11 protein-coding genes are annotated in these 14,946 nt (G+C 59.1%); 6 read left to right on the top strand and 5 right to left on the bottom strand.

What is annotated here, in order from left to right; translation table 11 throughout:
* Positions 1 to 386 precede the first annotated feature (386 nt).
* The gene (gene mgtA, locus FHN83_RS14055) at positions 387 to 3,089 is read left to right on the top strand and encodes a magnesium-translocating P-type ATPase (RefSeq protein WP_139564075.1); all 2,703 of its coding nucleotides are present in this window, start codon (positions 387 to 389) and stop codon (positions 3,087 to 3,089) included.
* Between the two features lie 211 nt (positions 3,090 to 3,300).
* Positions 3,301 to 5,685, top strand: a complete 2,385-nt coding sequence (locus tag FHN83_RS14060; protein WP_139564076.1) for a beta-N-acetylhexosaminidase — start codon at positions 3,301 to 3,303, stop codon at positions 5,683 to 5,685.
* Positions 5,686 to 5,792: 107 nt separating this feature from the next.
* Here the strand turns inward: FHN83_RS14060 and gbpA are convergent, their stop codons facing one another.
* The 5 genes from gbpA to FHN83_RS14085 form a co-directional block, all read right to left on the bottom strand.
* Complete coding sequence (gbpA, locus tag FHN83_RS14065) at positions 5,793 to 7,244, bottom strand: N-acetylglucosamine-binding protein GbpA (protein ID WP_138370118.1); 1,452 nt, start codon at positions 7,242 to 7,244, stop codon at positions 5,793 to 5,795.
* Positions 7,245 to 7,428: 184 nt separating this feature from the next.
* On the bottom strand, positions 7,429 to 7,815 hold the full coding sequence (gene ridA / locus FHN83_RS14070) for a 2-iminobutanoate/2-iminopropanoate deaminase (protein ID WP_039030594.1): 387 nt from the start codon (positions 7,813 to 7,815) through the stop codon (positions 7,429 to 7,431).
* Positions 7,816 to 7,887: 72 nt separating this feature from the next.
* Entirely contained in the window at positions 7,888 to 8,349 is a 462-nt protein-coding gene (gene pyrI, locus FHN83_RS14075) for an aspartate carbamoyltransferase regulatory subunit (RefSeq protein ID WP_039030593.1), read from the bottom strand.
* A gap of 12 nt (positions 8,350 to 8,361) precedes the next feature.
* Complete coding sequence (gene pyrB, locus FHN83_RS14080) at positions 8,362 to 9,294, bottom strand: aspartate carbamoyltransferase (RefSeq protein WP_139564077.1); 933 nt, start codon at positions 9,292 to 9,294, stop codon at positions 8,362 to 8,364.
* 34 nt (positions 9,295 to 9,328) lie between these two features.
* Positions 9,329 to 9,433, bottom strand: a complete 105-nt coding sequence (locus FHN83_RS14085; protein WP_138370120.1) for a pyrBI operon leader peptide — start codon at positions 9,431 to 9,433, stop codon at positions 9,329 to 9,331.
* Positions 9,434 to 9,636: 203 nt separating this feature from the next.
* Between FHN83_RS14085 and FHN83_RS14090 the strand changes: the two genes are divergently transcribed.
* The 4 genes from FHN83_RS14090 to FHN83_RS14105 all read left to right on the top strand — a co-directional run bounded on the left by FHN83_RS14090 (position 9,637) and on the right by FHN83_RS14105 (position 14,940).
* Complete coding sequence (locus tag FHN83_RS14090; RefSeq protein WP_039030591.1) at positions 9,637 to 10,089, top strand: YhcH/YjgK/YiaL family protein; 453 nt, start codon at positions 9,637 to 9,639, stop codon at positions 10,087 to 10,089.
* A gap of 348 nt (positions 10,090 to 10,437) precedes the next feature.
* On the top strand, positions 10,438 to 11,346 hold the full coding sequence (locus tag FHN83_RS14095) for a dihydrodipicolinate synthase family protein (protein WP_039030590.1): 909 nt from the start codon (positions 10,438 to 10,440) through the stop codon (positions 11,344 to 11,346).
* Between the two features lie 15 nt (positions 11,347 to 11,361).
* Positions 11,362 to 13,329 carry a xylonate dehydratase YagF gene (yagF, locus tag FHN83_RS14100; protein ID WP_139564078.1) on the top strand — a complete coding sequence of 656 codons (1,968 nt, stop codon included), beginning with the start codon at positions 11,362 to 11,364 and terminating at the stop codon, positions 13,327 to 13,329.
* A gap of 228 nt (positions 13,330 to 13,557) precedes the next feature.
* On the top strand, positions 13,558 to 14,940 hold the full coding sequence (locus tag FHN83_RS14105) for an MFS transporter (protein ID WP_139564079.1): 1,383 nt from the start codon (positions 13,558 to 13,560) through the stop codon (positions 14,938 to 14,940).
* The last annotated feature ends 6 nt before the right edge of the window (positions 14,941 to 14,946 follow it).

Genomic DNA, 14,946 nt, shown 5'->3' on the forward strand with positions numbered 1-14,946 from the left:
CTTTATATCCTGTTATGCATCAATGAAATAATCAGTAAGCCTAAATCGGGTATCGCGATGTGCAATGGGCAATGTCTGGTTTACGTTTGGTTTAATGCCAGGGCGGTATCATACCGCCCGAATTGTCACTCACGGTATGGTTAAAACACTATACTGCGCGCCGACTTACCTTTTTTTACTTACCGGAGGCCGTATGGATCCCGATCCCACCCCTCTCCCGACAGGGAGAACCCTTTTACTCCGGTAAGTCTCTTCCTGCCTTACCGGATGCGTAAGGCAGTGACGTTTTATCCGTCCCTGCATAATTGATATCGCCGCTCAGGCGTGGCTTTGTCACGTCTGATGGCAAGACTGCGCCCGTTTTTTACGGGTGCGGGGGACTTATTATGTTCAAAAATTTCACCCAACAGCTGTTCACCCGGCTGAGCCGCCATCTGCCGCGTCGTCTGGTGCAGCGTGCGCCAATGGCAACCGGTAAAACCGATGCCGCCGTTCCCGGCGCGCTTGCCGCCCACTGCCTGCGGGTCGCCGCAATGAAAGAGAATGCGCTCTGGCACGCATTCGCCAGCCACCCGGAAGGGTTGAATGCCACAGAGGTGGGGATCGCCCGCGCCCGCCATGGCAAGAATGAAATCCCGGCGCAAAAGCCGGCCCGCTGGTGGGTTCATCTCTGGACCTGCTACCGCAATCCCTTCAACCTGCTGCTGACGGTGCTGGGGGTTATCTCCTATGCCACCGAAGACCTGTTTGCCGCCGGGGTGATCGCCCTGATGGTGGGCATCTCCACGCTGCTGAACTTCATTCAGGAAGCCCGCTCAACCCGCGCGGCGGATGCCCTCAAGGCGATGGTCAGCAACACCGCCACCGTCCTGCGCACCCTCAACGACAAAGGCGAAAGCGGCTGGCAGGAGATACCCATCGATCAGCTGGTGCCAGGGGATCTGGTCAAGCTGGCGGCCGGGGACATGATCCCGGCGGACCTGCGTATCCTCCAGGCACGCGACCTGTTCGTGGCGCAGGCCTCGCTGACCGGCGAATCCCTGCCGGTGGAGAAAGTGGCCCACAGCCGCGATCCGCAGCAGAGCAACCCGCTGGAGTGCGACACCCTGTGCTTTATGGGCACCACGGTGGTGAGCGGTACGGCGCAGGCAATGGTGATCGCCACCGGGGGCAACACCTGGTTTGGACAGCTGGCCGGGCGGGTCAGCGAGCAGGAGAGCGAGCCGAACGCCTTCCAGCAGGGGATTGGCCGCGTCAGCATGCTGCTGATCCGCTTTATGCTGGCGATGACCCCCATCGTGCTGCTGATTAACGGCTACACCAAAGGCGACTGGTGGGAAGCGGCGCTGTTTGCCCTCTCGGTGGCGGTGGGGCTCACCCCGGAGATGCTGCCGATGATTGTCACCTCGACCCTGGCGCGCGGGGCGGTAAAACTCTCGAAGCAAAAGGTGATCGTCAAACACCTCGACGCCATTCAGAACTTTGGCGCGATGGACATCCTCTGCACCGACAAAACCGGGACCCTGACCCAGGACAAGATCGTGCTGGAGCACCACACCGACGTTTCGGGCAAGATTTGCGAGCGGGTGCTGGAAACCGCGTGGCTGAACAGCCACTACCAGACCGGGCTGAAAAACCTGCTCGACGTTGCGGTGCTGGAAGGGGTGGACGAAGCCGCCGCCCGCACCCTCTCGACCCGCTGGCAAAAAGTGGATGAGATCCCCTTTGACTTCGAGCGTCGCCGCATGTCGGTGGTGGTGAGTGAAGAGCAGGGCGTGCATCTGCTGCTCTGCAAAGGGGCGCTGCAGGAGATCCTGAATGTCTCTACCCAGGTACGGCATCACGGGGAGATTGTCCCGCTGGACGAGAGCATGCTGCGGCGCATCCGGCGCGTGACCGACAACCTCAACCGCCAGGGGCTGCGCGTGGTGGCGGTGGCCAGCAAGTTTCTGCCGGCCCGCGAGGGCGATTACCAGCGCATCGATGAATCGGATCTGATCCTCGAGGGCTACATCGCCTTCCTCGATCCGCCGAAAGAGACCACGGCGCCAGCGTTAAAGGCGCTGAAAGAGAGCGGCATCACGGTGAAAATCCTCACCGGCGACAGCGAGCTGGTGGCAGCGAAAGTGTGCCGCGAAGTGGGTCTGGATGCGGGCGAGGTGGTGACGGGCAGCGAGATTGAAGCGCTGACTGACGACGCGCTGGCACTGCTGGCGAAGCGCACCACGCTGTTTGCGCGCCTGACCCCGATGCACAAAGAGCGCATCGTCACCCTGCTGAAGCGCGAGGGGCACGTGGTGGGCTTTATGGGGGATGGCATCAACGATGCCCCCGCGCTGCGTGCGGCGGATATCGGTATTTCGGTGGACGGGGCGGTGGATATCGCCCGGGAAGCGGCGGATATCATTCTGCTGGAGAAGAGCCTGATGGTGCTGGAAGAGGGGGTGATCGAAGGCCGCCGCACCTTCGCCAACATGCTCAAGTACATCAAAATGACCGCCAGCTCCAACTTCGGCAACGTCTTCAGCGTGCTGGTGGCGAGCGCGTTCCTGCCGTTCCTGCCGATGCTGCCGCTGCATCTGCTGATCCAGAACCTGATGTACGACATCTCCCAGGTAGCGATCCCGTTTGATAACGTCGACGAGGATCAGATCCAGAAGCCGCAGCGCTGGGATCCGGCAGAACTGGGCCGTTTCATGCTCTTTTTCGGCCCGATCAGCTCCATCTTCGACATTCTGACCTTCTGCCTGATGTGGTTTGTGTTCCACGCTAATACCCCGGAACAGCAGACCCTGTTCCAGTCCGGCTGGTTCGTGGTCGGGCTGCTGTCGCAAACGCTGATTGTGCATATGATCCGCACCCGCCGCATTCCGTTCCTCCAGAGCCGTGCCGCCTGGCCGCTGATCCTGATGACCGGCCTGGTGATGGTGCTCGGCATCGCGCTGCCGTTCTCGCCGCTGGCGGGCTATCTGCAACTGCAGGCGCTGCCGCTCAGCTACTTCCCGTGGCTGGTGGCGATCCTCGCCGGGTATATGGTGCTGACGCAGCTGGTGAAAGGATTCTATAGCCGCCGGTACGGGTGGCAGTGAAAAATCTACCCCTCACCCTAACCCTCTCCCCATAGGGGAGAGGGGACGATTACACCCTCGCCCCTTTGGGGAGAGGGCCGGGGTGAGGGGCTCCGTTTTCTCCCAAATTCAACAACCTGTGATCTCCGTCATCCGCCGTGCTTGACGCTAATTTGCACACATGTTAACAGAATGTTTTGCCTTTTTTCGGCCCGTCAAATAAGGAACATTCATGTTACGGTACAGCCTCTTAACCGCCGGGCTTATGCTCGGCTTTTCTGCGTTTGCCGCCCCGGCAGGCGATCTCCCCCTGATGCCCTGGCCTGCAAAGGTTGAACGTCCTGCGACCCAGGGGGCGCTGGTCATCAACAATAATTTCCAGGTCAGCGTTTCCGGGGACGATCTCGGCGATGCGGTTGCCCGTCTGCGCCAGCGCTTGGCGCTGCAAACCGGCTGGACGCTCCAGCCTCAGGCGGATAAGCCGGAAAAACCGACCGTCACCATCGCCATCGCCCGTAAGGTGGCCCCGCTGCCGAAACCGGACAGCGATGAAAGCTATAAGCTCACCGTCGACGCCAGCGGAGTTTCCATTACTGCCAACACACGTTTCGGCGCGCTGCGGGGGATGGAAACCCTGCTCCAGCTGATCCAGAACGGGCCTGAAAATACCTTTCTGCCGTGGGTCGCCATTGAGGATGCCCCACGCTTCCCGTGGCGCGGCCTGCTGCTCGACTCCGCCCGCCACTTTATTCCGCTGGATGACATCAAACGCCAGATCGACGGCATGGCGGCGGCGAAGCTCAACGTGCTGCACTGGCATTTAACCGACGATCAGGGCTGGCGATTTGCCTCGAAGCGCTACCCGAAACTGACCGAACTTGCCAGCGACGGACTGTTCTACACCCAGGATCAGATGCGCGACGTGGTGCGCTACGCCGCCGCGCGTGGCGTTCGCGTGGTGCCGGAAATTGACATGCCCGGCCACGCCTCGGCCATTGCGGTGGCCTATCCGGAGCTGATGAGCGCCACGGGGCCGTATCAGATGGAGCGCCACTGGGGCGTGCTCAAGCCGGTGATGGATCCCACCAAAGAGGCCACCTACGCCTTTGCCGGGGCGATGATCGCCGAACTGGCGGCGATCTTCCCGGATCCCTATCTGCACATCGGCGGCGATGAGGTGGACGATACTCAGTGGAAAGCCAACCCGGCCATCCAGCAGTTTATGCGCGAAAACAAGCTGGCCGACAGCCACGCACTGCAGGCGTACTTCAACCGCAAGCTGGAGACGATCCTCGAGAAAAACCAGCGCCAGATGGTGGGCTGGGATGAGATCTACCACCCGGATCTGCCGAAAAGCATTCTGATCCAGTCCTGGCAGGGGCAGGACGCGCTGGGCGAGGTGGCAAAAAAAGGCTACAAGGGGATCCTCTCGACGGGCTTTTACCTCGATCAGCCCCAGTACACGGCCTATCACTACCGCAATGAGATCGTGCCGCAGGGGCTGAACAATGTGGACGTCATTACCGACAGCGACAGCGCCCAGAGCTGGTCATTCACCCTGCCGCGCCTGAAGGGCAAGCCGGTGGAGGGCAGCTTTACGCTGGTGAAAGGCGAGGCGGGCTGGCGCGGCTTTATCGATTTCAGCGGCAAATCCCGGCGGGCGGTGCAGGATATTGAATGGCGCAGCGACAACCAGGTGAGCTTCACCGTGGACACCTGGATGGGGGAGACCCGTCCGGTGGTGACGGTGAAAGACGACAAGATTGAGGGCTATTTCCTGCTGGGCAACAGCCGTTACCCGGTGACGGGCCAGCGGCTGGACGCGGTGCCGGAAGGGATCGCCCCGGCGGTGCCGGATGCCAGCCAGCAGGCCAATCTGCTGGGCGGCGAGGCGGCGCTGTGGGCGGAAAACGTCTCTGCACCGGTGCTGGATATCAAGCTCTGGCCGCGGGCGTTTGCGGTGGCGGAGCGGCTGTGGTCGGCCCAGGAGGTGAACGATATCGACAACATGTACACCCGCCTGCAGGCGATGGACAGCTGGTCGACAGTGTCGGTGGGGCTGCAGCAGCATGCCCGCCAGCAGGTGCAGTTCACGCGGCTCGGCAACACCACCGACACGCTGGCGCTGACGATCCTCGCCCAGGCGCTGGAGCCTGCGCAGTATTACACCCGTAACCATCTCAAGTTCCAGGCCGGGAATTACGATCTGTTTGAGCCGCTGAACCGCCTGGCCGACGCGCTATCGCCCGAGAGCAATACGGTGCGGCAGATGAACCACTGGGTGGAACGGCTGGTGAGCGATGCCGAAGACAGCGAAAGCGCGGAGTCGCTGCGCCATCTCTTTACCCGCTGGCAGACCAACACTCCGGACGCGCTGGCGCTGGCTGAAAACAGCTATCAGCTGAAAGCGATCAAACCGGTGATTCAGACGGTGGATAAGCTGGCAACAATTGGGCTGCGCTTAACGGATCTGGTGGCGCGTCAGGGCACGCTGGATGATACGGAGATTGCGTCGATTCAGGGGGAGCTGGATAAAGCGGCGCAGATTCAGGATGAAGTGGTGATCGCGGCGGTCTATCCGCTGGAGAAACTGCTGCGCGCAACGCGCAATCAGTGAAAAACGCCCGGTGGCGGCTTCGCCTTACCGGGCCTGGAAAAGCGCAGTCACGTAGGCCGGGCAAGCGAAGCGCCGCCCGGCACACAGACCGCACAATCCTCAACGTATTACTTCAGAGTCCACGCCATCTGCCAGTGAGAACCGACACCCGGTTCGAACTGGTTAGAACCAGCGGAATACTGCACGCAGTAGCCGCTGTATGGCGCTTTCTTACACTGGTACGTTTTGCCATTTTTCGGCTGCAGTACCACGGTGCCTGCCTTGTAGGAAGAGAGGTTCTGCGGGAAGGTATAGTCGTATTTACCCGCGGTATCGGATGACGCTTCGTTTTCCAGCATCATATCGATCACATCCTGCGCGAACAGCACGCCATCTTTGTTGGTGGCGAAGTATTTCAGCATGTGGTGTCCGGCAGTCACGTCAGTCAGGTTCATGGTCACGTCCTGGTTGGCGTTGTTCATGTCCTGCTTCAGGTAGCCTTTTTCCGCACCCGCGTGGTTTAACGCACTGGCTTCCAGGCTGACATCACCCTGGGTGTTCACGTGGAAGGTTACGGTTGCTGCGCCGTTCTTGATTTTGGAGAACTGCACGTTGGTGACGGCGATGTTTTCGCTCACCTGCGCCTGCTGCTCTTCATAGGAGATCGCCACGGATTTCAGCGTGCTGCCATCTTTCACATAGACGTTGTTCGCGCCGTGAACCGGGTTCACCACGCCGCTTTCGTCCTTCACACCGACACGGACATCGCTGTGCGCGGCGTTAATCGCCTGCGCCAGATCGAAGGACCACTGGCTTGCCTGACCCTGGGATGCAGAAGCCACGGTCAGTTCGGTACGCATGGAGGCGACTTCGCCGTTAGCATCGAAGAAGCGGGCAATGATTTTATCGCCTGCATTCACGTTATTCCCGGCGATCTGGCCGTCCAGGGTTTTCGTCCACTCGGATACCTGAGCCGGAGTCTCATCGTCAGGGATCACGTTGCCGCCGTTACCGAAATCAACGTCGATAGCCTGATAGAAGCTGTTAGTGGTATCTGCAATTTCCCATACCGCGTAAATAACCTGGTAGCCGGTACGCTGTGGCACGTTACAGGTCATATCCTGACGAACAGCTGGCGTCTGGCCATTACCGTTAACGGTACAGAATGGTGTGGATTCAAATTGATCGCGGGTCAGCGGTTTATTAGGATTCCAGTCTTGTTTGGTAATATACCAGCGCCAGTTGGTGGTTTTATGCGGAGCGGTGTGATACCAGGTAAATTTATTCGCACCCGCAGTAATAGGCGTTTTAGTCCAGGCGTTCATGCTCTGACGATCGAGCTGGGAATACTGGGAGATACCGGCGCTGGCCAGCTGACCATCTGGCGGCAGTGCGCCCGTCGGGAAGCCAGATGTGCGTTCAACACTCTGTGGTTCATATTGTACAGAACCGCAATCGATATTCTTACCGAGCTTACACATATAGGCACGGCTGGCCGGAGTATCAACATAACCATGCGCTAAAGCCGATGAAGCAACCGTGAGTGTGGCAAGTGCCAACGCAATTTTAGACAGTTTCATTTTTATTCCATTAAAGAGGGGATTAATTATTTAGGCAGGGCTAGTCTCCTCTGGAATAAAAAATTAATCATTTCAAGCGGCGGCGAAAAATAACGGTGAAAATGCTTGAAGAATATTATTTGCTGTGTATTCAGAAAATAAAAAAGGCAGCGCAGGCTGCCTTTTTATTCATCAAAATCAATAATTAGCGGCGCACGGCGATCGCTTCGATTTCGATTTTCACGTCTTTTGGCAGACGCGCCACTTCCACGCAGGAGCGCGCCGGGAAGCTGGCGTTATGCTCGGTGAAGAAGGCTTCGTATGTAGCGTTAACGGTGGCGAAGTCGTTGAGATCTTTTACGAATACCGTTGTTTTAACGATATCGCCCACTTTCAGGCCAGCGGATTCGACGATCGCTTTGACGTTTTCCAGCGACTGACGCGCCTGAGCGGAGACGTCTTCCGGCACTTCACCGGTTTTTGGGTTTACCGGGATCTGGCCGGAGGTGATGATCATGCTGCCAAGATCAACGCCCTGAACGTATGGGCCGATAGCTGCAGGTGCATTTTCCGTCGCGAGTACTTTGGTCATGATTTCTCCTGAATAACAGCGTTATGAATGTCCCGGCCATTATAAAGAGCCGGGAAGGCATTACCACCGGGATTAGTTGGCCAGCACCACATTGTGGGAAAACTCTTTTTCACAGTATTTGCATTTGAGCGCGATGTCATCGGCGCGTTTTTTCACTGCAAAACTGGAATTTACCGGCTCAGCGTGGCTGATGCAGTTGCTGTTCGGGCACACCAGCACGCTCTCAATGCGCTCCGGCAGGCTCGGGCGGGATTTACCCACCACTTCGTAGTCGTCGATGCGGTTGACGGTGGCTTCCGGGGCGTACAGCGACAGCTGGTTTACCTGCTCGTCGGTCAGGAAGGTGTTTTCGATTTTAATCAGGTCCTTACGGCCCATCTCGCCGGAAGGCAGGTTCAGGCCGATGGTGATACGCTGGTCGGTTTCGGTCAGTTTGAACAGGGTCAGCAGCTTAAAGCCCACCTGCGCGGGGATGTGGTCAATTACGGTGCCGCGTTTGATGGCTTCGACCTGGAGTTTGTTATCGTGTGTCATTGTCATTTCCCCTTACAGAGCTAAATCGCGATTCAGAACCAGTGCCAGTAACGCCTGGCGGGCGAAGATGCCGTTCCCGGCCTGCTGGAAGTACCAGGCGTGCGGCGTCTTATCCACGTCGGTGGTGATCTCATCGATACGCGGCAGCGGGTGCAGCACCTTCATGTTGTTGCGTGCGCCTTCGAGGTCGCTGGCGCGCAGAACGAACTGCGCCTTGACGTTGGCGTACTCCGACGGATCCAGACGCTCTTTCTGCACGCGGGTCATATAGAGAATATCCACGTCGCCCATCACCTCTTCGATGCTGGCGTGCAGGCTCCACGGGATCCCTTTCTCATCCAGCATATCGAGGATGTATTGCGGCATCGCCAGCGCGTCCGGGGCGATAAAGTAAAAGCGGTTGCCGTTGAACTTCGCCAGCGCCTGGGTCAGGGAGTGCACGGTCCGGCCATATTTCAGGTCGCCGACCATGGCGATGTTCAGGTTCTCAAGCGTGCCCTGGGTCTCCTGAATGGTGAACAGATCCAGCAGGGTCTGGGTCGGATGCTGGTTAGCCCCGTCACCGGCGTTCAGCACTGGAATACCGCCGGAAAACTCGGTCGCCAGACGGGCCGCGCCCTCCTGCGGGTGACGCATCACGATAGCGTCGACGTAGGTGCTGATCACCGAGATGGTGTCCGCCAGGGTTTCGCCTTTTTTACCGAGCGACGTGTTGCTGCTGTCGGAGAAGCCCACGACGCTTGCGCCCAGACGGTGAATGGAGGTCTCAAACGACAGGCGGGTACGGGTGGAGGCTTCGAAGAAGCAGCTGGCGATCACCTTGTGCTTCAGCAGCTCCGGTTGCGGATTGGCTTTCAGTTTTGCCGCGGTTGCCAGAACCAGCTCCAGCTCTTCACGGCTGAGGTCGTTGATGGAAATGATGTGTTTTTGATAAAGCGGATTCATTTTTCTCTCCTGACGCCGGGCAAAAAAAAGCCCCTCAAATGAGGGGCTTCTGGAATAGGGATTGCAACGGGAAGAAAAACGGCAGGCCAGCGTCTGATTTAAGACGCGCTGGGGCACTCTGTCGAACATGTTTGAGCATGCTTCCTCCTGGCAAATTGTGGGGCATTATACGCAGCCTGAATCATCGATCAAGCGAATAATGCACACTTTACGCAACGTAAAGGTTTCCGCATGCATGGTTATGCGCAAGAGCAAATCCCCACTAAAAAGTGGTGGTATGGCAGCTGAAATTCTCGTATAAAAGTTGAAAATGAAACGGTGTTTTATATTGAGGATTTAAACATGATCGTTGGCAACATCCACAACCTCCAGTCCTGGCTGCCGCAAGCGCTGCGTCAGGCGATCGAACACGTTAAAGCGCATGTGACAGACGCCACCCCGACCGGCAAACACGACATCGACGGCAACAACCTGTTCTATCTGGTCTCCGAAGACATGACCCAGCCGTTCGCCGAGCGTCGCGCGGAGTATCACGCCCGCTATCTGGACATTCAGATCGTGCTGAAAGGCCAGGAAGGGATGACCTTCAGCACCTTGCCAAACGGCACGCCGGACACCGACTGGCTGGCGGACAAAGACATCGCGTTCCTGCCGGAAGGCGAGCAGGAGAAAACCCTGGTGCTGAGCGAAGGCGATTTTGTGGTCTTCTACCCGGGCGAAGTTCACAAGCCGCTGTGCGCGGTGGGCAACCCGGCGCAGGTGCGCAAGGTGGTGGTGAAGATGTTGGTAGGGTAAATACCCTTCACCATCACCCCTCACCCTAACCCTCTCCCCAGAGGGGAGAGGGGACTGCACGATGCGGTCTTTTCCCCTCGGCCCTTTGGGGAGAAGGGACTGCACGGTGCGGTCTTTTCCCCCTCACCCCTTTGGGGAAAGGGGACTGCACGGTGCGGTCTTTTCCCCCTCGCCCCTATGGGGAGAGGGCCGGGGTGAGGGGAAAAAAAATTTGTGATCCAGCTTAAATTTCCCGCACTCCCTGTTCTCCTCTCATTTACCTGCGCTTTTTCTGCGTCATAGTATGATCGTTAAATAAACGAACGCTGTTCTATAATGTAGAACAAAATGATTCAGCAAGGAGATCTCATGCAGCAGACCGTGCAGTTCTCGGGGATTATCCCCCCTGTCTCCACCATCTTCACCGCCGACGGTAAGCTGGATAAACCGGGCAGCGCCGCGCTCATCGACCATATGATCGACGCCGGTGTCGATGGCCTGTTCTTCCTGGGCAGCGGCGGCGAGTTTTCGCAGCTCAACACCGCCGAGCGCAAAGCGATTGCTGAATTTGCCATCGCCCACGTGAACCGTCGCGTGCCGGTGCTGATCGGCACCGGAGGCACTAACGCCCGGGAGACTATCGAGCTGAGCCAGCACGCCCAGCAGGCGGGTGCCGACGGCATCGTGGTGATCAACCCCTACTACTGGAAAGTCTCTGAAGCGAACCTGATCCGCTACTTTGAACAGGTGGCCGACAGCGTGACCCTGCCGGTGATCCTCTATAACTTCCCGGCGCTGACCGGGCAGGATCTGACCCCGCAGCTGGTCAAAACCCTGGTGGACGCCCGCGCCAATATCGTCGGGATCAAAGACACCATCGATTCCGTGGCTCATCTGCGCAGCATGGTCCTCACCGTTAAAGCGGCGCATCCGCACTTTGTGGTGCTGTGCGGCTACGACGATCACCTGTTCAACACCCTGCTGCTGGGCGGCGACGGGGCGATCTCCGCCAGCGGTAACTTCGCGCCGCAGGTGTCGGTCAAACTGCTGCAGGCGTTCCGCGACGGCGACCTGGCCCGGGCGGCGCAGTATCATCAAACCATGCTGCAAATTCCGCAGATGTATCAGCTGGATACACCGTTTGTGAACGTGATCAAAGAGGCGATTGCCCTCTGCGTACGCCCGGTCTCCACCCACGTGCTGCCGCCAGCCGGTCCGCTGAACGACGCGCGCAAGGCGCAGCTGAAAACGCTGCTGCAACAGCTCAAGCTCTGCTGAAGCCGGAAGGTCACGATGTCGATAGAAACCATTTTTACCCCGCAGGATGACGCCTTCTATTCGGTGATCACCCACGCGGCCGGGCCGCAGGGGGCGCTGCCCCTGACCCCGCAGATGCTGATGGAATCCCCCAGCGGCAATCTGTTTGGCATGACGCAAAACGCCGGAATGGGCTGGGATGCGAATAAGCTCACCGGCAAAGAGGTGCTGATTATCGGCACCCAGGGCGGGATCCGCGCGGGAGATGGCCGCCCCGTCGCGCTGGGTTACCACACCGGACACTGGGAGATTGGCCTGCAGATGCAGGCGGCGGCAAAAGAGATCACCCGCAACGGCGGTATCCCCTTTGCCGCCTTCGTCAGCGATCCGTGCGACGGCCGCTCCCAGGGCACCCACGGGATGTTTGACTCCCTGCCGTACCGCAACGATGCGGCAATCGTGTTTCGCCGCCTGATCCGCTCCCTGCCCACGCGCCGGGCGGTGATTGGCGTCGCCACCTGCGACAAAGGCCTGCCCGCCACCATGATCGCCCTGGCCGCGATGCACAACCTGCCGACCATTCTGGTGCTGGGTGGCGCCACGCTGCCGCCGACGTTCGGCGAAGATGCGGGTAAAGTGCAGACCATCGGCGCGCGCTACGCCAACCATGAACTCTCTTTGCAGGAGGCCGCCGAACTGGGCTGCCGCGCCTGCGCCTCGCCGGGCGGCGGCTGTCAGTTCCTCGGCACCGCAGGCACCTCACAGGTGGTGGCCGAAGCCTTAGGCCTGGCGCTGCCGCACTCGGCGCTGGCGCCGTCAGGCCAGGACGTGTGGCTGGAGATCTCCCGCCAGTCCGCCCGGGCGGTATTTGAGCTGGATAACCGCGGCATCACCACCCGGGATATTCTCACCGATAAAGCGATTGAGAACGCGATGGTGATCCACGCCGCGTTCGGGGGCTCCACCAACCTGCTGCTGCACATACCGGCCATCGCCCACGCGGCGGGCTGCACCATTCCTGACGTGGAGCACTGGACGCGGATCAACCGCAAGGTGCCGCGGCTGGTGAGCGTCCTGCCGAACGGGCCGGATTATCACCCGACGGTGCGGGCGTTCCTCGCGGGCGGCGTGCCGGAGGTGATGCTCCATCTGCGCGATCTCGGCCTGCTGCATCTGGATGCCATGACCGTTACCGGCCAGACGGTGGGGGAAAACCTCGACTGGTGGCAGGGCTCTGAACGGCGGGAACGCTTCCGCCAGTGCCTGCGCGAGCAGGACGGCGTCGAACCGGATGATGTGATCCTGCCGCCGGAGCGCGCTAAAGCCCGCGGGCTCACCTCCACGGTGGCCTTCCCGATGGGCAACATCGCCCCGGAAGGCTCGGTGATCAAGGCCACGGCCATCGACCCGTCGGTGGTGGGTGAGGACGGCGTCTACCGTCACACCGGCCGGGCGCGGGTGTTTGTCTCGGAAGCCCGGGCGATCAAGGCGATCAAAAGCGGCGAGATTGAGCAGGGCGACATCATGGTGGTGATCGGCGGCGGGCCGTCCGGTACTGGCATGGAAGAGACCTACCAGCTGACCTCGGCGCTGAAACACATCTCCTGGGGTAAAACGGTGTCGCTGATCACCGATGCCCGCTTCTCGGGCGTCTCCACCGGCGCCTGTTTTGGTCACGTCGCCCCCGAAGCGCTGGCCGGCGGGCCGATTGGCAAGCTGCGGGACAACGACATTATCGAAATCGCGGTGGACCGTCTGGCCCTGACCGGCAGCGTGAATTTTATCGGCACGGCACAGGTACCGCTCACCCCGCTGGAGGGGGCGATGGAGCTGGCCCGTCGTGAGCCACACCCTGAACTGCACGCCCATGAATTTTTACCGGACGATACGCGCCTGTGGGCCGCATTACAGTCGGTCAGCGGCGGCACCTGGAAAGGCTGTATTTACGACACCGATAAAATCATTGAGGTAATTAACGCCGGCAAAAAAGCGCTCGGACTTTAATTATATTTATCACTTTTGTCGTCTGCGGAAATATTCCGCGGACGGCTTTGTTGTGTCTGTCGTTAATTACATAAAAACAGTCATTTATCTTATTTCGAGGAGTATCACAAAAGCAAAATAACATAATTCAGAAACAAGATATGACCATTGCTGGTTAATTGAACAGCTCATTACACTCTATTAACACGATGTTGTGAATTCAGCACACTAAATAAGGGTGTATTTCTGATGATGCAATTAACCATGAAAGATAAAATTGGCTACGGGCTGGGTGACACCGCCTGCGGCTTTGTCTGGCAGGCGACCATGTTCCTGCTCGCCTATTTCTACACCGATGTGTTTGGCCTGTCGGCCGGGATTATGGGCACGCTGTTTTTGGTCTCCCGCGTGCTGGATGCGGTGACCGACCCGCTGATGGGGCTGCTGGTGGACCGCACCCGCACCCGCCACGGCCAGTTCCGCCCGTTCCTGCTGTGGGGGGCGATCCCGTTTGGCATCGTCTGCATGCTCACCTTCTACACCCCGGATTTCTCCGCCAACGGCAAAATTATCTACGCCTGCGTCACCTACATCCTGCTGACCCTGGTTTATACCTTCGTTAACGTGCCGTACTGCGCCATGCCGGGGGTGATCACCGCCGATCCGAAAGAGCGTCACGCTATGCAGTCGTGGCGATTCTTCCTTGCGGCAGCCGGATCGCTGGCGATCAGCGGCATTGCCCTGCCGCTGGTGGGGATCATCGGTAAAGGCAACGAACAGCTCGGCTACTTTGGCGCGATGTGCGTGCTGGGGCTCTGTGGCGTGGTGCTGCTCTACGTCTGCTTCTTCACCACCAAAGAGCGCTACACCTTTGAGGTACAGCCGGGCTCGTCGGTCAAAAAAGATCTCAAGCTGCTGCTCGGCAACAGCCAGTGGCGGATCATGTGCGCCTTCAAGATGATGGCGACCTGTTCCAACGTGGTGCGCGGCGGGGCGACGCTCTACTTCGTGAAATACGTGATGGATCACCCGGAGATGGCGACCCAGTTCCTGCTCTACGGCAGCATCGCCACCATGTTTGGCTCGCTCTGCTCCTCGCGCCTGCTGGGCCGTTTCGACCGGGTGAAGGCCTTCAAGTGGATCATCGTCATTTACTCCCTGATCAGCCTGCTGATCTTCTTCACCCCGGCCGAACACATGGCCCTGATTTTTGCCCTCAACATCCTGTTCCTGTTCGTCTTTAACACCACCACGCCGCTGCAGTGGCTGATGGCCTCCGACGTGGTGGATTACGAAGAGAGCCGCAGCGGCCGTCGTCTGGACGGGCTGGTGTTCTCCACCTATCTGTTCAGCCTGAAGATTGGCCTGGCTATTGGCGGCGCGGTGGTGGGTTGGATTCTGGCGTACGTGAACTACTCCGCCAGCAACAGCGTGCAGCCGGTTGAGGTGCTAACCACCATCAAAATTCTGTTCTGCGTGGTGCCGGTGGTGCTCTACGTGGGCATGTTCACCATGCTGTCGTTCTATAAGCTCTCGGATGCGCGGGTCGAAGCCATCAGCAAGCAGTTACTTAAGCATCGCGCGGCACAGGGGGATGCGATCCCTGACGCGGCGACGGCGGCATCTCATTAAGCAGGA

Origin of the sequence: Leclercia adecarboxylata, from assembly GCF_006171285.1 — a bacterium.
GTDB classification, from domain to species: Bacteria; Pseudomonadota; Gammaproteobacteria; order Enterobacterales; family Enterobacteriaceae; genus Enterobacter; species Enterobacter barmai.